A 16,369-nucleotide genomic window follows, 5' to 3' on the forward strand; every position below is an offset into this window, starting at 1 on the left:
ACGCGCTCGGGCTGACCACCGGCGACAACCCGGCCAACCGGGGCCTGTGGGTGTCGTTCGACCGAGGCCGCACCTGAACCGAGATCGACGCCCTCTCGCCGTACACGACGGTGCTGGCGATGCCCGCGTGCATCCTGCTGGTCACCGACCTGTCCGTCGACGGCATCCCGCCCCATCCCCCGCCCCGGCTGCGACACCTTGCGCGTCGAGCTGGCGCACGAGGTGGACACCGAGGTCATGGCCGGCGGCCTCGAGTTGTGGAGTCCGGCTGGCCCGCAACCGGCTGAGGCAGGACGCGCCCCTCATCATCTCCGCGCAAGGCGCGGGCACCGTCCCCAGCCCGGCCGGGCGTGGGTCACCGACGACGGCTACACGTTCCGCGGGGTGTCCACGGACGCCACGCTCCACCAGGGTCGGGGAATGCAGTTCTGGTCGGCCCGACGGTGGGCGGAGACACCACGGGTTCATCGTCAGCACCGGCGACGGTTCGGCGGCGTGGAAGCGCGTCGTGCTCGAGATCGCCTCACCCCACTCGCCCGGAGGGCATCTTCCGGCGGCCGCGATGCCCTCGACCGAATCGCGGCCAGGCACCCATCCGTGCGACGGTTTGTGTGCGGCGGGGGCCCTGGCGGTTAGGGCGCCGGGTGAGCCCCCGCCCGCCAGCTTGGCCCGTCTCCCGCGGGTCTCGGCCTCGGCACCCAGACCGCCACGGGCCGCCACATCTTTTCTGTGCGGCGTTCCACGGCGAAGTCCACGCGCCTGGTGTCGATTTCGAGCCGGGATGGGAAGTAGCCCGCGGCCAGCTCGCGCCCTCGAGCACCCGCTGCGACGTCGTCGTCAGCCTCGAACGTCTCCAGCGGTATGCCACGACCGGCGACGAGTCGGTAGGTCGACATGGCCGGGGACGGTAGCGGACGTAGCTGGGCGGCGCTCGGCGAGCGTGGCCTTCCCTGCGGCGCGGATTCGCTGGCGGCATGCACCGGACCTTCAGGACGCCTGGCATGGATGAGCTGGAGCGGACCTCGCGCGGATGACGCTGGTCGGACGTCCACTCAGCGGTGTGCTCACCGACATCGTTCAGCTGGCCCAGCGACGCACTCCGGAGCGGAAGGCCGTGTCAGTCACCATGCTCATCCGCGACAAGGCGTCGACAGCCGCCTTCTCCGCTGAGATGGCCCTGCAGGCTGAGGAGCTGCACTACGAGCGGAGCTACGGTCCATGCCTCGGCGCCGCTCGGGGACGCGTCGTGATCCGGGTGGCCGACATGCGCATCCAACAGCGCTGGCCCGACTACGCAGCCGGTGTGGTGGACCAGATCCGAGGCCGGATTCGATGTGCGAATCGAACCCTGGACGGCGGCGGTGAGTTGGCGCGATTACCGTACGTTTGCTGGCCTTGGTCGAGGAGGGTGGCAGCAGCCACGATCGGAGGCGGTGCGGTGAACGACGGTGGTGGCGGCCCGATCGATGACCCGAACGCCCGCGCCAGCGACGACACGCAGCTCGGAACTGACCGATTCTCGTGGTCACAACGACCACCCCCGCACCCCCAACTCGACGCCTTGCAGCCGTGGCAGTGGGAATTGACCAGCGCCGCCCAGCTGACCACGTCCCGCGTGCAGCTCCGCCTTGAGGTCTCGGACGCCGGCGTACCGCCCGGCGACATCGACGACGCCGTCGAACGCCTGCTGCTCGCCTACGAGGAACTGGCTTCCAACGGTTTTCGACACGGACTCGCGCCGGTCCACGCGTCGGTGACCGCCGCCAGTGACGGCTGGCTCATCGACGTCACCGACACCGCGACGGACCACTCCCCCACCCCAGCAGTCGATCGCGATCCCGCCCTCGGCGGCCTGGGCCTGCACCTGGTCGCGCAGTTGAGCCAAGCCCACGGCTGGGCAGTGGAGGCCGGACGCAAGCACGTCTGGGCCTATGTTCGCGTGGCCACCGCATTCTGAGTCCCGGAGGACCAGCACCGACGATCCACCGCCACCGCCGTGCTGCGCCGGGCGGTCGCCTGGTTGCTGCCCCTCGGCATCGCCGTCGAGTAGGTCCTGCCCAGCAACGACCCGCCCTACGTCCCCACCCCGGCCCGACGCCTGCATCCAGCTAGGCACCACACACGGGCGCACGCAGCCCCACCGGCCTCAGGCTCGAACACCCGCTTGATCAACTGACCCGAGCGATAGGGCTAACCTTCGATGTCGCCGGCCGGTAGGCCACCGAGGATTCCGCGGGCGAGCTCGTCATCCCGCGGCGGCCCGCGCCATTCCACGAGGAGCAACGAGGCGTCATCGCTGGTTCGGCCGCCGCGTGCCCTCATCAGGGTGTGTGAGAGCAGTCGCACCGTCTCGGCCACGCTGAGCCGGTCGGCAGTGGTCTGCTGCACCAACTCCCATAGTCGCGCTTCACCGAACTGGAGCCCGTCGTCGAGTCGCTCCTCGACGACACCGTCGGTGAAGAACAGGACCCGGTCGCCCGGCGCGAGTTGCACGGCCGTCACGACCGGCACGGCTCCCCCGAAGCCGACGGGCCGCGTGACCGGAGCGGCGAGCTCGGAGACGATCCCGCTACCGCCGATCAGCAGCGCCGCTGGATGACCGGCGTTGACCCAGCTGAGCACGCCGGTGACCGTGTCCAGCTGGCCCACCTGCGCGGTGGCGAACCGTCCCGGGTAGGTCGCTGAAAGCACGTCGTCCATGTGCACGTAGAGGTCCGGCAAAGAGGCATTCGCCCGCCGACCGTGCCGATAGGCCGCGAGCACGATGGTGGCCATCGTGGCTGCCTCGAGCCCGTGGCCCATGGCGTCGAAGACCGCCAGGTGCAGAACATGCTCGTTCAACGCGTAGTCGAAGCTGTCGCCCCCCACGTCATAGCAGGGCTCCAGAATTCCGGCCAGGGCGACGTCAGGGGTGGTCATCACCAACGGAGGCAGCGTCTGCCACTGCATGTGGGCAGAGAGACTCATCGGGGCAGCCGTGCGGGCCTGGGCGAACGTGTCGGTGTAGAGGGATTTGGTGACGATGAGGTCGGCTGTCAGGCCGGCCAGACGTTGGGCAAGCCGGCGGTCGTTGTCATCCACGGTCGGCAGAGTGAATGCCAGGACCCCGACCCGGTCCGAGCCGTCGAGCATCGGCAGGTACATCCGCACCGACCCGTCGGGCAGCTGTTGCTCGATGCGGGCGTCGGCAGTGAAGGCCCGCCCGGGCCAGCTGTCGTCGATCGGGGTCGATTCTCCGACCAGGCCTCGCCCGGTCAACGGCTGCAGGGTGCGCTGGTCGTAGTCCTGCACCCAGATGGAGACATCGGTGCCACCGATTTCGGCGATCTCTTGCGCCACGAGCGGTCCCACCAGACGGGCGGGCATCAGGTGGGCCCGGTCCAGCAGGGAGCCCAACACGCGCTCGCCGAGACTCTCCACCCGGGACCGACCTTGCGCGTCGGCAAAGCCCAAGCCCGCATCCGAGAGGGGTGCCCGCAGCGCCCCGTGGGGGTGGTTGTCCCCGTCGTCCGGCACGCGCTCTCCCACCAAGACCAGCCACAACAGGGTGACCGGCCGGCGACCCAGACGCCCGGCGGAACGCCGGTACGACAATTTTCGTGACCAGCCCTTCGAGGCGGTCACGCATGAGCAGCCTAACCGCCGCCTCGCGGACACCGGTAGGCCCAGGCCTGTGACCTCGCTGCCAACCGGCGTCCTCGAGCTGGGACCAGCAGCAGGATCATGAGCCGATACACCTCCCGCAGCGCGTCCTCGCCCAGAATTCGGCCTCCAGCCGAGCCGAACATGTCCTCAGGGTTTGAGCGAGGCTGACGGCGGCGCGTCGCCGATGGCTTCGACCACCGTTTGCGGGATGCCTAGCAGTCCCGCGCGCCTGCCACCGATAGCGCAGCCGCAGCTGACGCGTCCGGCGACGCGAGGACTGTCACTGCGCCGTGGATGAGCCGGCATGCAACTGCCTCGGTTCCAGGACTCGACCTCGGTGCGGCTGGATCGGTGACAGCCGACGCGAGGCGCGGATCGACTACAGCCCGGGAGTCCGGGGGTGACACCTCTCCCCGAGCGACGCGGCACGACGCGCCGGGTGGCTCGATCGGGAACGGCCGCTACCGTGGAACGGCCGCCCCTCCCAGCGTGCGCGGCGACATGGGGGTTGGACGCGGTGGGCCTCGAGACAGCGGGGAGCTCCGGACGGCACGGTGACACGTCCGGTACCGAGGCGACCGCGTCCTCGGGACCGGGCTTCCGGCACGACGCGGTGTTCTACGACTCGGCCGACGAACTGGCCGACATCGCCGCCCCGTTCCTGCTCGAGGGGCTGGAAGCCGGTGACGGCGCGGTCATCGCCGCCGGCCCGGAAGCCGCCGCCGCCCTGCACGACGCCCTCGGGAACCACCCACTGGTCCTGGTGCTCGAGCGGCACGCCCTCTACCGCGTACGTACGCCGACGGCGATCACCACCTTCCGCGGACTCGGGGAGCAGGCGAGCCCGGGGCGGCGGGTCCGGGTCGTCGGCGAGGTCGACTTCGGCGCCACCGCCGGGGACCGGACCGAATGGCAGCGCTACGAGGCGGTCATCAACTCCGCCTTCGCGTCGGCCCCGCTGTGGGGCCTGTGCGCGTTCAGCACCGAGCTGCCCGAGCCGGTGCTGGACACCGCCCGGCACACCCACCCACACGTGGTGGGCCGGACCGGCCGGATGCCGAACGCCGACTTCGTCGACCCGGCGACCTACCTGGCCGGCCTACCGGTCCCCGACGAGCCTCTGGAGCGGACGTCGCCGGCACTGGCTGCCGACGACATCACCGACTTCATCGCGCTGCGGCGGACCATCCGCGCCCACCTGCGCACCGTCGCCGGACCGGAGGACCTGCTGGAGGACTTCCAGCTGGCCGTGGACGAGATGACCTCCAACGCCACGCGGCACGGCAGCCGGCCGGTCGGCCTGCGGCTGTGGAGCGCACCGGGGCGGCTCGTGTGCACCATCTCCGACGCCGGGGCCGGACCGTCGGACCCGTTCGCCGGGTACGGACCGGCCCACGGCGAGGACCTGTCGGCCGGCGGCATGGGGCTGTGGCTGGCCCGGCAGCTGTGCGACCACGTGGCCCTGCGCCGCGACGCGCACGGCAACAGCGTCCGGCTCACCACCCACTGGACCTGAGCGGGCCCCTGCGCAGTCCGCCGACACGTGCCGGCCGGTCACTCGGCGGCGGCGCGCTCCTCGCGCAGTGCCTGGAAGACCCGGCGGCGCAGCAGGTCGCCGTCCCGCTCGGGAACGTCCAGGAACCTCATCGACAGCAGCCACCGGGGGCCCTGTCCCTGCTGGCGCACGACCTGCCCGTGCAGGTGCACGACCTCGTCGCCCAGCGTGAGGCTGACCTCGAGGCGCGACTCCGGCTCGGGCGGGAGACCCCACCCGTCGACGAGGCAGCGCGCACCGGCCTCGCTCAGGTCGACGGTCTCGCCGACGAGCTGGCCGTCGGCCCACGGGATGTAGGCGGGCACGGAGACCCGGGCCCGCACGGCCTTGCGCCGCTGGCTGCGCTCGGCCGGCCCCGTGGCCACGAGGTGCCAGCGCACCTCGTCGCCGGGCTCCACGTCGATGATCTTGGCGGGGAGCGTCCGCTCCTCCTCCGCGCCCACCCAGTAGAGCTCCACCGGGTCGCCGTCCTTCACCGCGGTCTTCCACGCGGTGCCTTCCCCGTCCGGGCGCACCACGATGGCGAACTCGGTGGAGACGTCGACGGCCGCGGTGACCGTGATCCCGCGGGTGACCAGCGTGACGTCGGCCCGCGAGCTCTCGTGCGGCCTGTTGGCGTCCGGATCGGTCATGACTGCCCCCGTCACTGATGGGTGTGTGTAGCGACACCATCCGGCTCGCCGATCGATGCATCGGCAGTTGGGGCCAGACCTTGAGCGGAACGCCCCGGTCCGTTCCCCGGGATCAGAGGCGCGAGGTGATCGACGCCGCCACCGCGCGCAGGGCGGCCGCGGATTCGGCGAGCCGGTCGGCCAGGAACAGGTCGAGGTCGGCGTCGTGCAGGTCGTCCACCGTCCACAGCGGCAGGAGATCTGGTTCGTCATGGACGGGGCGGGCGGGGGACGCGACGAGGGGGTGCATCGGGGGCTCTTCCAGTAGTGACGGCGTGCCGGTCGACCCGGCAGGACGACCGTCCGTCGCGGACCGCGAGCCACGCCCCAGGAAGACGCAGGAAATGCGCAAGACGGGCCGGAGGGGCCGATCCGTCCCCCCACGGGGTGAGGACGGCCCCCGCGCACGCCTGTCCCACTGCATCCCGGGCAACGCTGGTCGATGGCAGGACGTCCGACCCGGGCGACCGACCAGCGGAGGAGGCGGAGATGAGGCATGCACTCGCGGCGTACGGCGTCGTCCTCGTCGTGCTCCTCATGCTCGCCCGCGAGTACGAGGCCGCGGGGTGGACCGCCGTCGGCACCCTGGAGGTGACGGCGGCGCTGGTGAACTCCCTGCTCCTCGTGGCCGTGGCCGCAGGCGTGCTCCTGGCCGGCCGCCTGGCCCTCGAGAGCTGGGCGCGTTCGATGGCGAGGTGGCGCCGCCGCCAGGCGCTCGCGGCGGGCGAGGACTGGGCGGACGCCGAGGTCGTCGGGGTGACCTCGTGGCGCACCGAACGGCCGGAAGCGCCGGGCGAGATCGCCGCTGCCCCCGAGCCGGTCCGGCCCGCCCCGGCCGGGTTCACCTACGTGGGCCCGTCCTACGGATCCGACTCCCGGCCGACGCCGCCGTTCCCGGAGCGCCCCGGTCGCCAGTTCTGACCGGCGCACTTCCCGCACGGGACATCGCTGGTCGCGGGGGTGGTGGAGCCGCTAGGCTTTCCCCGTCGGGAAGGCCCTGCGCTATGGCAGGACCCCGATGCACCACCTCAGCAAGGAGCGAGCAATGCCCGAAGGAACTGTCAAGTGGTTCAACGCCGAGAAGGGGTTCGGCTTCGCCACCCCCGACGGCGGCGGACCTGATGTGTTCGTCCACTACTCCGCCATCCAGTCCAGCGGGTACCGCTCGCTCGATGAAGGCCAGCGGATCGCGTTCGACATCGAGCAGGGCCAGAAGGGCCCGCAGGCTGCGAACGTCACCCCGCTCTGATCACCTGATCAGCACGCGCAGCGCCCCCGTCCGGTTCGCCGGACGGGGGCGCTGTCGTTCGAGGGGCGGGAGCCGTCAGCGGCGAGGCACGTACCCGCCGACGAGCGCGGACATGAGCAGCGCGCCGTCGTGGGCGCCGACGGCGGCGGCGGCCTCGGAGAACGCCCGCCAGCGCGCCCGCTCGACCTCGGTCGGCGCGCGCTCGGCCCGTGCGGCCAGCTGCTCGAGCAACCGGTCCCACTCGCCCTGCGGCGTGGGCCAGAGCCCGGCCAGCCGCCGCGCCTCCGCCGAGATCGCGGTGATCCGCACGATGTCGCCGGCGTGGTTGGTCAGCGGCTCGATGTAGCCCGCCGACGCCAGCGCCTTGGCCGCCACGATCACCTCCGCCTTGGGCAGCCCGCTGGCCGGGACCACCGCCCCGAGCAGGTAGGGCGATCCCCCGTGCTCGGGAGCGTCCACGAGCCGGGCGATGGCGCGCAGCACGGGGAGGTCGCGGGTGAACCAGGTGTCGGGCAGGGGGGACGTCACCGCCCCAGTCTCCCCGCACCTCCGCGGACGGCGACGCCCCGCCACCCCGACGAGGGGGACGGGGCGCCGGCCGACGGGACTCAGCGGTCCCGCGCGACCGTCAGCTCGGGGCGGAGGGCCAGGATCAGGCCGAGCACCGTGTAGCCGACGAGCAGGTGGGCGGCCCCGACGAAGGACCCGACCTCGGCGCTGGCCAGCGCGGAGACGGGCAGCATGACCAGCACCCAGGTCTCGGCGACCGCGGGCCAGACCCGGGCCGGTCCCCGCCACCGCCCGGCGATCGCGATCCGGATGCCGATCGCGGCCATGCCCAGCATCGACAGCGGCCAGAACGCGTCCAGCGCCAGGAAGATCGCGTCCTCCGACACGTCCGGGGCGACCATCCACTGGATCGACGACGCGATGGCCAGGCCCAGCATCACGTGCTCCGCGTGGAGGAAGCGCCGCGCCAGCCGGCCGGTGCCGGTGGCCCGGGTGCGCAGCTGGACGGCGACCAGCGCCACCAGGCCCAGCTGGAAGAGCAGCGAGCTGGCCTTGTAGGCCAGCGGGTACTCGCCGTCGACGGGGTCGACGTCGTAGGTGAGCACGGTGCCGAGCGCCCAGGCCGCCGCACCCGCCGCCATCGCCAGGCCGCCCAGCCGGACGGCCCGGGTGGGGTCGTTCCGCGTCCTGGGGGTTGCGGTGGTGTCGGTGCGCGCGGGCGCCGGGCTCGTGTTGACGGACATCGGTCCTCCGGAGGTTCACGGGGCGATGCCCCGGTGGCACCGCTGGGGAGAACCGTCGCGGGCGGCCGTCCCGGGCAGCCAGGGGCGCGGCACCCCGATCCGGCCCGGTCGTGTCCCGGGTGGCTCGGGACGCCGGGACCCTGGTCCCCGGGACACCGGTCCCGGCATGATCCGCGCGTGGAGGTCCGGGAGCTCACCGACGCCGCCGCGCCGGAGGTGCCCGCGCCGGTGCAGTCGCGGCGCGATCGGCTCGTGCCCGTACTCGGCTGGCTCTCCACCGCCGTCACGCTCGCCGCGGTCGCGGCCAGCGCCGCACTGGACCTGGCCACGCCCGCGTCGGCCCGCGAGGCCGTCGACTCGGGCACCGGCTGGGAGATCGGGCTCTCCGGCCTGCTGCTCGCGGTCCCCGGCGCCCTGCTGCTGAGCCGGGCACCGCGCAACGCCGTGTCGTGGGTGGTGGCCGGGTCCGCGCTGTTCTGGGCGCTCGACGGCCTGGCGTCGTCCTGGCTCACCTATGCGGTGCAGAGCGACCCTCCCCTGCCCGGCGCGTCGCTGGCCTTCTGGTTCGTGCAACGGTTCGGCGCCTGGTTGCTCTTCGGCCTCCCGCTGCTCCTGCTCCTCTATCCCGACGGCCGGCTCCCCACCACCGGCCGCTGGCGCACGGTGTCGTGGGTCGCGATCGGCTCCACGGCCCTGCTGCCCGTCCTCGTCGTCACCACCCCGGCCGACGTCCTGGACCGGCGCGCCGACCAGCAGCTGCCCGAGGCCTTCGAGGGGCTGGTGCTCGATCCGACGAGCCTGCCGCTCCCCGAGGCCGTGGCCCTGCCGCTGCTGCACGTCGCCTTCCCGCTGGTCGCCCTGGGCGTCCTGCTGCCGCTGGCCGTCGTCGTGCACCGGCTGCGGGCCGCGTCCGGCGAGGATCGGCGGCGCATGCGCTGGCTGCTCTGGGCCGGCGTCGTCGACGCGCTGGTGATGCTGGGTGCCCTGCTCTTCCCCTCCTCCCGGATCAGCCTCGATCTGGCGCTGGCGATCGGGCTGACCGGGCTGGCCGTCACGGTCGGCATCCTGCGGCCGCGGGCGATCGACATCGACCGGCTGCTGGGCGGCACCCTCGTCTACGGCGGACTCGCGGCCGGCGTCGTCGTCCTCGACCTGCTCGTCCTGGGCGCCGCCGGCGTGCTCCTCGACGGCCGCTTCGACGAGCGCAACGCGCTGCTCGTCACCCTCCTGGTCGTCGCCGTCGGCTACGTCCCGCTGCGCGCCGCGCTGTGGCGCTTCGTCCGGCGCTGGGCCCTGGGCGAGCGGGAGGACCCCTACCGCGTGGTCTCCGGCCTGGCCGAGCGGCTCGAGCGCACCGACGACGCCGACCAGCAGCTCATGGCCGTCGCGTCGGCGGTGGCCGAGGCCTTCCGCTCGCCCTACGTCGGGGTCGAGGTCACCTCGTCCGGCGGTGGCCGGTTGCTGGCCGAGCACGGCGCACGACCCACCGCGGTGCAGTCGCTGCCCATCGCCTACCGCGGGGAGCCGATCGGCCGGCTGCTGCTCCCCCGCCGCGGGGTGCGGGCCCAGCTGCTCTCCCGCGACGAGCGGCTGCTCGCCGACGTCGTCCGGCAGGCGGCCGGCGCGGCCCGGGCCGGATCCCTGGCCGCCCAGCTGCAGGCGAGCCGGGAGCAGCTGGTCGCCGCCCGCGAGGAGGAGCGCCGCCGGCTGCGCCGCGACCTGCACGACGGGCTGGGCCCGAGCCTGGGCGCCGTGGTGCTGCGCATCGACACCGCCCGCAACCTGGCCGCCGACCGGCCGGAGGAGGCCGACCTGTTGCTGCGCCGGGCGCGCGACGAGGTGGCCGCGGCGCTCGCCGACGTCCGCCGGCTGGTGCACGACCTGCGCCCACCCGCGCTCGACGACCTCGGGCTCGTCGGAGCGGTCCGCCAGCAGGCCGAGCGGGTGCTGCCCCCGCACGTCGACCTCGCGCTGACCGGGGACGCCGGGGCCGAGCTGCCCGCAGCGGTCGAGGTGGCCGCCTACCGGATCGCGTCCGAGGCGCTGGCCAACGTCGCCCGGCACGCCCGCGCCTCCCGGGTGGAGGTCGCGCTCGGCCGCGACGACGGTGCCCTCGTGGTCACCGTGACCGACGACGGGTGCGGCATCGCACCGGAGGCCCCAGCGGGGGTCGGGCTGGTGTCGCTGCGGGAGCGGGCAGCCGAACTGGGCGGGTCGTGCACGGTCGAGTGCCCGCCCGACGGTGGCACGGTGGTGCGGGCGGTGCTGCCCGCACGCGGGAGGAGCGAGGATGGCTGAGCCCGACGAGGGACCGCTGCGGGTGCTCGTCGTCGACGACCACCCGGTGTACCGGGACGGACTGGCGATGCTGCTCGGGTCCGTGCCCGGTCTGGCCGTCGTCGGCACGGCCGCGGACGGCGCGGAGGCGGTCCGCTGCGCCCGCGAGGAGCAACCCGACGTCGTCGTCATGGACGTGCAGATGCCCGGGATGGACGGCATCGCGGCGACCCGCGCCATCACCTCGGAGTCACCGTCGGTCGGGGTGGTCGTGCTGACCATGAGCGAGGACGACGGCACCGTCTTCTCCGCCGTCCGGGCCGGGGCCCGCGGCTACCTGCTCAAGGGCGCCGACCAGGAGGAGGTCGTGCGCGCGATCACGACGGTCGCCGGCGGCGGCGCGGTGTTCGGCGCAGCGCTCGCGCGCCGGATCGCGGAGTTCTTCACCGCCGGACCCGCCGGCCCGGAGACGGCGTTCCCCCAGCTCACCGCCCGGGAGCGCGAGGTGCTCGACCTGGTCGCTGCGGGGCGCACCAACGCCCAGATCGCGGCCACGCTGTACCTGTCGCCGAAGACGGTCCGCAACAACGTGTCGAACGTGCTGGCCAAGCTGCAGGTCACCGACCGGGCCCAGGCGATCGTCCGTGCCCGCGACGCCGGCCTCGGGCGCTGACCCGCGGGAATGGCGGTCCGGCGGAGCCCGTTCGACCGGACATGACGACCTCCTCGCAGCAGCCCCAGGTGCAGAAGACCGACGCCGAGTGGCGCGCCCAGCTGTCGCCGGAGGAGTACGCGGTGCTCCGCCAGGCCGGCACCGAGCGGGCCTGGACCGGTGAGTACGTCGACACCAAGACCGTCGGCGTCTACGAGTGCCGTGCCTGCGGTGCCGAACTGTTCCGCTCGGAGACCAAGTTCGACTCGCACTGCGGCTGGCCCTCGTTCTACGAGGCCTCCGCGGAGGACCACGTGATCCTCCGCGAGGACCGCAGCTACGGGATGCTCCGCACCGAGGTGCTGTGCGCCAGCTGCCACAGCCACCTGGGTCACCTCTTCGACGACGCCCCGCAGACGCCCACCGGCGACCGCTACTGCATCAACAGCGTCTCCATCCGCCTGCAGCCGGCGGAGTAACCCACCGCACGACGTCGGAGGGCGGTCACCCGATACCGGGTGACCGCCCTCTGGCGTTCCTGCTTTTCCGCGGTGATGCGGACCGCTTCACCGCGGAAAAGCGGAGTCAGGCCAGGTCGCGGACCAGCTCGGCGATCGGCTTGCGGACGCCGGTGTAGAAGGGGATCTCCTCGCGGACGTGCCGGCGCGCGCGGCTGGCCCGCAGGTCCCGCATGAGGTCGACGATGCGGTGCAGTTCGTCGGCCTCGAAGGCGAGCATCCACTCGTAGTCGCCCAGCCCGAACGAGGCGACGGTGTTGGCCCGCACGTCCGGGTAGGGCCGGGCCTGCATGCCGTGCTCCTTGAGCATGTCCCGCCGCTCCTCGTCCGGGAGCAGGTACCACTCGTAGGAGCGCACGAAGGGGTAGACGCACACGTAGCGGCGCGGCTCCTCGTCGGCGAGGAACGCCGGGATGTGGCTGCGGTTGAACTCCGCCGGCCGGTGCAGCGCCATCTGCGACCAGACGGGGTCGAGGCTGCGGCCCAGCGTGGTGCGGCGGAGCCGGGTGTAGGCCTCCTGCAGCGCGTCTGGGGTCGAGGCGTGCCACCACACCATGACGTCGGCGTCGGCCCGCAGCCCGGCGACGTCGTAGACGCCGCGGACGACGACGTCCTTGCCTGCCAGCTCCTCGATCAGCGCGGAGGCCTCGTCGGCGGCGGCGGTGCGCGCGTCGTCGGCCAGCGGGCGGGCCAGGCGGAACACCGACCACATCGTGTAGCGGATGCTCGCGTTGAGCTCGTTCGCCCGCTTGCCGATGCTGCGTTCCTCGGTCTGCTCGGTCATGCCCCCATCATCCCCCCGGACGTGGAACCGCCCGCGACCCGGTCGGGGTCGCGGGCGGAGCGTTCAGCGGTCCGCGGAGGCGCGGCGCCGGCCGGTCAGCAGGTCGGCGTGCTGCTCGCGGCAGTCACCGCACGCGGCCAGCCACACGTGGTGGCGCAGGCAACGGGCTGCGGGACGGGGTCGTGGGGTGGTCGGGTGGATCGGGTCGTGCTGGGTGCTCACGGTCCTACCAACACCGGCCTGCCCCTGGGGATGCCCCCGCTGCCCGTGGCGTCCACCACCGTCGGGCTCAGGGCACGGCGACCAGGGCGGGGCGGGCGCGGCCGGGCAGGCACGCCAGCGCGGCCAGCGCCACCGCGGCGCCGTCCTCCAGGAGCGCCGCCGTCACCGCCGGCATCCGGGTCGCCGCCCAACGGCGCCAGGCGACCCCGGCCACGGAACCCGCCGCGGCCCCGACCACGCCCGCCGTGGCCGGCACCGCGCCGTTGGCGCCGGACCTGGTCGCCAGCCGCGCACCGCCCTCGAACCCGCCCAGCAGCCGCGAGAGCAGCCCTGCACGGCTGAGACGGGACGGCGCACCCGGCTGCTTGTCGGCGACCAGCTCCGCGGCCAGGGCGACCGTCGTCGCCACCTTGGCCGGCACGGTGGACCGCCCCGGTCCGGAGCCCCGGGGGGCGCTGAGGATGGGCCCGGCGAAGCCCAGGCTGCTGCGGCTGCCGGTGGCCAGCCCCAACAGGGCCGAGCGCAGCACGACGGCCGCACCGGCCGGGCGGCGCGGCGTGCGCTTCTCGCGGTCGCTCGGCGCCGCCTCGAGCACCGCCTGCACCGCCACGCCGTAGGCCAGGTGCGGCACGGCGTCGGCCGCCCAGTCGGCGGCCGACCAGGTGCGCGGATCCCCGATGCCCAGCCCGGCGATCGCGAGGTCCGTGGCAGCGGCGGACGTCACACCGGCGAGCACCGCGCCCACGGGTGGGGAGAAGCGCACGCCGTAGGAGCGGGCGGCGCTGGCCAGCACGCCGACGCCGAGGCCGTTGCCCAGACCTGCGAGGGCCGCGAGCGCGCTCCGGCGCGACTCCTGCGCGCGGCCCCTGCCCGGCACCGGCCGGCCGATGCGCTCGGCCACCGCGTCCACGATCTGCCCGGGGACCGGACTGGCCGGGCGGCCGCGCAGCGCCATGTCGAGGTAGCCCACGGCGTCCAGCGCGACGGTGCCGGCCGCACCGGCGGCCAGCCCGCGGAGAAAGGTCCCGGTCATGCCCTCGACCCTGGTCGCCCGGGCCGGAGTCGGCAACCGGCGGTCAGCCCAGGAGTGCGGTGACCGCCCGGGTGGCGTCGCGGATGCACGCAGGAACGCCCAGCCCGTCGAACGCCGCTCCGGCGACCTCCAGGCCGGGCACCTCCGCCACGGCGGCCCGCACCGCGGCGACCCGTTCCCGGTGCCCGACGAGGTACTGAGGCAGCCCCCCGCCCCACCGGATCAGCGCCGTCTGCAGCGGCTCGGGACGGTCCAGGCCGAGCAGATCGGCGACGTCGGCCACCACGGCGGCGATCAGCTCGTCGTCGTCGCGCTGCAGGTCCTCCTCCGCGCGGAACCGGCCCACCGACGAACGGACCAGCAGCGCCTCCCCGCCGCCCAGGTGCGGCCACTTCGCCGACGACACGGTGACGCCCTTGACCAGGCGCCCGGTGACCGGCGGCACGAGCAGCCCCGACCCGGCGGGGACGTCCTGGGCGGGGAAGGCCATGGCGACGACGGCCATCGACGCGTACGGGATGCCGGCCAGCGGCTCGACCGCGCCCGGCGCCACCTCGCGCAGCAGCCGGGCCGCCTTCAGCGCCGGAGCGGTCACCAGCACGTGGTCGGCGTCCAGCAGCTCCGGCTCGGCCGCGGACCCGATGGAGAGCTGGAAGCCGCCGGGCGTGCGGCGCAGCCCGTGGGCGGGCGTGCGGAGCCGGACATCGGCGCGGGCGGCCTCGACCAGCGCGGCCGGCAGCGACCCGATCCCGTCGGAGACGGTGACGAACACCGGCCCGTCGGCGTCGCCCCGGCTGCGGATGCCGGCGTCCCGGGCGGCCGCCGCGGCACCCAGGACCGACCCCGCGGCCGGCAGGGAGGCGGCAAGGGCCGGCATGGTCGCCTGCAGCGACAGCTCGTCGGCCCGGCCGGCGTAGACGCCGCCCAGCAGCGGCTCGACCAGCCGGTCGACCACCTCGTCGCCCAGCCGCTCGCGCAGCAACGCGCCGACGGCGACGTCGCCGTCGGGCCGGACCGGCGGGAGGTCGGCCTCGGCCCGCACCCGCGCGACGCCGTCGGGTGACAGGAAGCCCTCGAGACCTTCGGCGGAGGCGGGGACGCCGAGCACGGTGCCGGCCGGCAGCGGGTGCCGGCCGTCGGGCAGCACCACCGAGGCCTGGGTGGTGGCGGGCGCGACCAGCCGGTCGCCCAGGCCGAGGGCCTCGACCAGCGCCACGGCGTCGGGCACGCGGGCGAGCATCGCCTCGGGCCCGGTGTCGTACCAGTGCCCGGCGAGCTCGATGCGGTGCAGCTTGCCGCCGATCCGGTCGCCGGCCTCCAGCACCACGATCTCGTCGTCCGGCCGGCGACGGCGCCACTCGAAGGCGGCGGTCAGGCCGGTGATGCCGGCCCCGACGACGACGAAGCGGCTCATCTCGTCGTGAGCTCGTGGACCAGCTCGGCGACGTGGGTGAGCGCGCCGGGGTCGGTGTCCGGCAGCACGCCGTGGCCCAGGTTGAAGATGTGGCCGCGGGCGGTCCGGCCCTGCTCGACGACCCGGCGCACCTCGCGGTCGACCGTCGCGCGATCGGCCAGCAGGACGGCGGGGTCCAGGTTGCCCTGCAGCGACCGGTTCGGGCCGACGCGGCGGGCCGCCTCGTCGAGCGGGATCCGCCAGTCGACGCCCACGACGTCGGCGCCGGCGTCCCCGATGAGCGGCAGCAGCTCACCGGTGCCCACGCCGAAGTGGATGCGCGGGACGTCGCGCTCGCCCAGGCCGTCGAACACCGCCCGCGAGTGCGGCAGCACGCGCTCGGCGTAGTCGGCCGCCGAGAGCACGCCCGCCCACGAGTCGAAGAGCTGGACGGCCACCGCTCCGGCGTCCACCTGCGCCCGCAGGAAGATCGCCGCCGAGACGGCCAGCTTGTCCAGCAGCCGGGACCAGGCCTCCGGCTCCGCGTACATGAACGCCTTGGTGCGGGCGTGCTCCTTGGAGGGGCCGCCCTCGATCAGGTAGGTGGCGAGGGTGAACGGCGCCCCGGCGAAGCCGATGAGCGGGGTGGCCCCCAGCTCGGCGACCAGCTGGCGCACCGCCGTCTCCAGGAAGCCCAGCGCCTCGGGCTCCAGGGCCGGCAGCGCGTCGACGTCGGCCACCGAGCGGACCGGTTTGTCGATCACCGGCCCGATGCCCGGCTTAATCTCGACGTCCATCCCGGCGACGACCAGCGGCAGGACGATGTCGGAGAAGAGGATGGCCGCGTCGACGCCGTGCCGGCGGACCGGCTGCAGGGTGATCTCGGTGACCATGTCGGGGTCCTGGCAGGCGTCCAGCATCACCGTGCCGGCGCGCAGGCTGCGGTACTCCGGCAGGGAGCGGCCGGCCTGGCGCATGAACCACACCGGCGTGCGGCTGACCGGCAGCCCCCGGGCGGCGCGGACGAGGTCGGACTCGGCCGGGGACGTCGAGGGGACCGGGGCGGGGGCCGGGGTGGGGTCGGAGCTCACGAGGGCCGATCCTCCCAGACGCCCGC

General features: G+C 74.0%; 17 protein-coding genes. 7 read left to right on the forward strand and 10 right to left on the reverse strand.

Annotated features, from left to right (window positions below):
• Positions 1–1,060 precede the first annotated feature (1,060 nt).
• The gene (locus BLS70_RS21570) at positions 1,061–1,957 is read left to right on the forward strand and encodes an ATP-binding protein (protein ID WP_369406200.1); all 897 of its coding nucleotides are present in this window, start codon (positions 1,061–1,063) and stop codon (positions 1,955–1,957) included.
• A 233-nt stretch (positions 1,958–2,190) separates the two neighbouring features.
• On the opposite strand, the gene BLS70_RS01610 is transcribed toward BLS70_RS21570, so the two are convergent.
• Complete coding sequence (locus tag BLS70_RS01610; RefSeq protein ID WP_255362161.1) at positions 2,191–3,624, reverse strand: PP2C family protein-serine/threonine phosphatase; 1,434 nt, start codon at positions 3,622–3,624, stop codon at positions 2,191–2,193.
• A gap of 538 nt (positions 3,625–4,162) precedes the next feature.
• Between BLS70_RS01610 and BLS70_RS01615 the strand changes: the two genes are divergently transcribed.
• Positions 4,163–5,161, forward strand: coding sequence for a sensor histidine kinase (locus BLS70_RS01615; RefSeq protein ID WP_091764111.1), 999 nt, complete (start codon positions 4,163–4,165; stop codon positions 5,159–5,161).
• Positions 5,162–5,199: 38 nt separating this feature from the next.
• On the opposite strand, the gene BLS70_RS20610 is transcribed toward BLS70_RS01615, so the two are convergent.
• Both BLS70_RS20610 and BLS70_RS20615 read right to left on the reverse strand, forming a co-directional pair.
• Positions 5,200–5,832, reverse strand: coding sequence for a PilZ domain-containing protein (locus BLS70_RS20610; RefSeq protein WP_176946230.1), 633 nt, complete (start codon positions 5,830–5,832; stop codon positions 5,200–5,202).
• 112 nt (positions 5,833–5,944) lie between these two features.
• Positions 5,945–6,121 (reverse strand): hypothetical protein, encoded by a 177-nt coding sequence (locus BLS70_RS20615; RefSeq protein WP_176946231.1) that lies wholly within the window; start codon positions 6,119–6,121, stop codon positions 5,945–5,947.
• Positions 6,122–6,360: 239 nt separating this feature from the next.
• Here BLS70_RS20615 and BLS70_RS01625 point away from each other — a divergent pair, with 239 nt between their 5' ends.
• Positions 6,361–6,792 carry a hypothetical protein gene (locus BLS70_RS01625; RefSeq protein WP_091763759.1) on the forward strand — a complete coding sequence of 144 codons (432 nt, stop codon included), beginning with the start codon at positions 6,361–6,363 and terminating at the stop codon, positions 6,790–6,792.
• Between the two features lie 124 nt (positions 6,793–6,916).
• On the forward strand, positions 6,917–7,120 hold the full coding sequence (locus tag BLS70_RS01630) for a cold-shock protein (RefSeq protein WP_014377016.1): 204 nt from the start codon (positions 6,917–6,919) through the stop codon (positions 7,118–7,120).
• Positions 7,121–7,195: 75 nt separating this feature from the next.
• Here the strand turns inward: BLS70_RS01630 and BLS70_RS01635 are convergent, their stop codons facing one another.
• Positions 7,196–7,648, reverse strand: a complete 453-nt coding sequence (locus BLS70_RS01635; protein WP_091763760.1) for a hypothetical protein — start codon at positions 7,646–7,648, stop codon at positions 7,196–7,198.
• An 80-nt stretch (positions 7,649–7,728) separates the two neighbouring features.
• A complete protein-coding gene (locus BLS70_RS01640; RefSeq protein ID WP_091763761.1) occupies positions 7,729–8,373 on the reverse strand; it encodes a hypothetical protein in 645 nt (214 codons plus the stop codon).
• Positions 8,374–8,550: 177 nt separating this feature from the next.
• Here BLS70_RS01640 and BLS70_RS01645 point away from each other — a divergent pair, with 177 nt between their 5' ends.
• From BLS70_RS01645 to msrB, 3 genes are read left to right on the forward strand one after another with little or no spacing between them, the layout of a single operon-like run.
• Positions 8,551–10,671, forward strand: a complete 2,121-nt coding sequence (locus BLS70_RS01645; protein ID WP_091763762.1) for a sensor histidine kinase — start codon at positions 8,551–8,553, stop codon at positions 10,669–10,671.
• Entirely contained in the window at positions 10,664–11,323 is a 660-nt protein-coding gene (locus BLS70_RS01650; protein ID WP_143030318.1) for a response regulator transcription factor, read from the forward strand. Before BLS70_RS01645 ends, BLS70_RS01650 begins: the two co-directional genes overlap by 8 nt.
• 41 nt (positions 11,324–11,364) lie before the next feature.
• Positions 11,365–11,781: a peptide-methionine (R)-S-oxide reductase MsrB gene (msrB, locus tag BLS70_RS01655; RefSeq protein WP_091763763.1), complete on the forward strand. Its 417-nt coding sequence runs from the start codon at positions 11,365–11,367 to the stop codon at positions 11,779–11,781.
• 106 nt (positions 11,782–11,887) lie between these two features.
• Here the strand turns inward: msrB and hemQ are convergent, their stop codons facing one another.
• The 5 genes from hemQ to hemE form a co-directional block, all read right to left on the reverse strand.
• Positions 11,888–12,604 carry a hydrogen peroxide-dependent heme synthase gene (gene hemQ / locus BLS70_RS01660; protein WP_091763764.1) on the reverse strand — a complete coding sequence of 239 codons (717 nt, stop codon included), beginning with the start codon at positions 12,602–12,604 and terminating at the stop codon, positions 11,888–11,890.
• Between the two features lie 63 nt (positions 12,605–12,667).
• Positions 12,668–12,826, reverse strand: coding sequence for a hypothetical protein (locus tag BLS70_RS20620; RefSeq protein WP_176946232.1), 159 nt, complete (start codon positions 12,824–12,826; stop codon positions 12,668–12,670).
• Positions 12,827–12,893: 67 nt separating this feature from the next.
• Complete coding sequence (locus BLS70_RS01665; protein WP_091763765.1) at positions 12,894–13,859, reverse strand: hypothetical protein; 966 nt, start codon at positions 13,857–13,859, stop codon at positions 12,894–12,896.
• Positions 13,860–13,902: 43 nt separating this feature from the next.
• Positions 13,903–15,273, reverse strand: coding sequence for a protoporphyrinogen oxidase (hemG, locus tag BLS70_RS01670; RefSeq protein ID WP_091763766.1), 1,371 nt, complete (start codon positions 15,271–15,273; stop codon positions 13,903–13,905).
• Positions 15,270–16,343: a uroporphyrinogen decarboxylase gene (gene hemE, locus BLS70_RS01675; protein WP_255362162.1), complete on the reverse strand. Its 1,074-nt coding sequence runs from the start codon at positions 16,341–16,343 to the stop codon at positions 15,270–15,272. The genes hemG and hemE overlap by 4 nt, the downstream gene beginning before the upstream one ends.
• Positions 16,344–16,369 lie beyond the last annotated feature (26 nt).

This window comes from Blastococcus aurantiacus, from assembly GCF_900102425.1.
In the GTDB taxonomy this organism is placed as follows: domain Bacteria; phylum Actinomycetota; class Actinomycetes; order Mycobacteriales; family Geodermatophilaceae; genus Blastococcus; species Blastococcus aurantiacus.

What these genes read in the sequence shown, in the direction of transcription:
- hemQ (WP_091763764.1), bottom strand. Translation starts at nt 12,604, where the DNA reads ATGACCGAGCAGACCGAGGAACGCAGCATCGGCAAGCGGGCGAACGAG.
- hemG (WP_091763766.1), bottom strand. Translation starts at nt 15,273, where the DNA reads ATGAGCCGCTTCGTCGTCGTCGGGGCCGGCATCACCGGCCTGACCGCC.
- BLS70_RS01650 (WP_143030318.1), top strand. Translation starts at nt 10,664, where the DNA reads ATGGCTGAGCCCGACGAGGGACCGCTGCGGGTGCTCGTCGTCGACGAC.
- BLS70_RS01625 (WP_091763759.1), top strand. Translation starts at nt 6,361, where the DNA reads ATGAGGCATGCACTCGCGGCGTACGGCGTCGTCCTCGTCGTGCTCCTC.
- BLS70_RS20615 (WP_176946231.1), bottom strand. Translation starts at nt 6,121, where the DNA reads ATGCACCCCCTCGTCGCGTCCCCCGCCCGCCCCGTCCATGACGAACCA.
- BLS70_RS01640 (WP_091763761.1), bottom strand. Translation starts at nt 8,373, where the DNA reads ATGTCCGTCAACACGAGCCCGGCGCCCGCGCGCACCGACACCACCGCA.
- BLS70_RS20610 (WP_176946230.1), bottom strand. Translation starts at nt 5,832, where the DNA reads ATGACCGATCCGGACGCCAACAGGCCGCACGAGAGCTCGCGGGCCGAC.
- msrB (WP_091763763.1), top strand. Translation starts at nt 11,365, where the DNA reads ATGACGACCTCCTCGCAGCAGCCCCAGGTGCAGAAGACCGACGCCGAG.
- BLS70_RS01665 (WP_091763765.1), bottom strand. Translation starts at nt 13,859, where the DNA reads ATGACCGGGACCTTTCTCCGCGGGCTGGCCGCCGGTGCGGCCGGCACC.
- BLS70_RS01630 (WP_014377016.1), top strand. Translation starts at nt 6,917, where the DNA reads ATGCCCGAAGGAACTGTCAAGTGGTTCAACGCCGAGAAGGGGTTCGGC.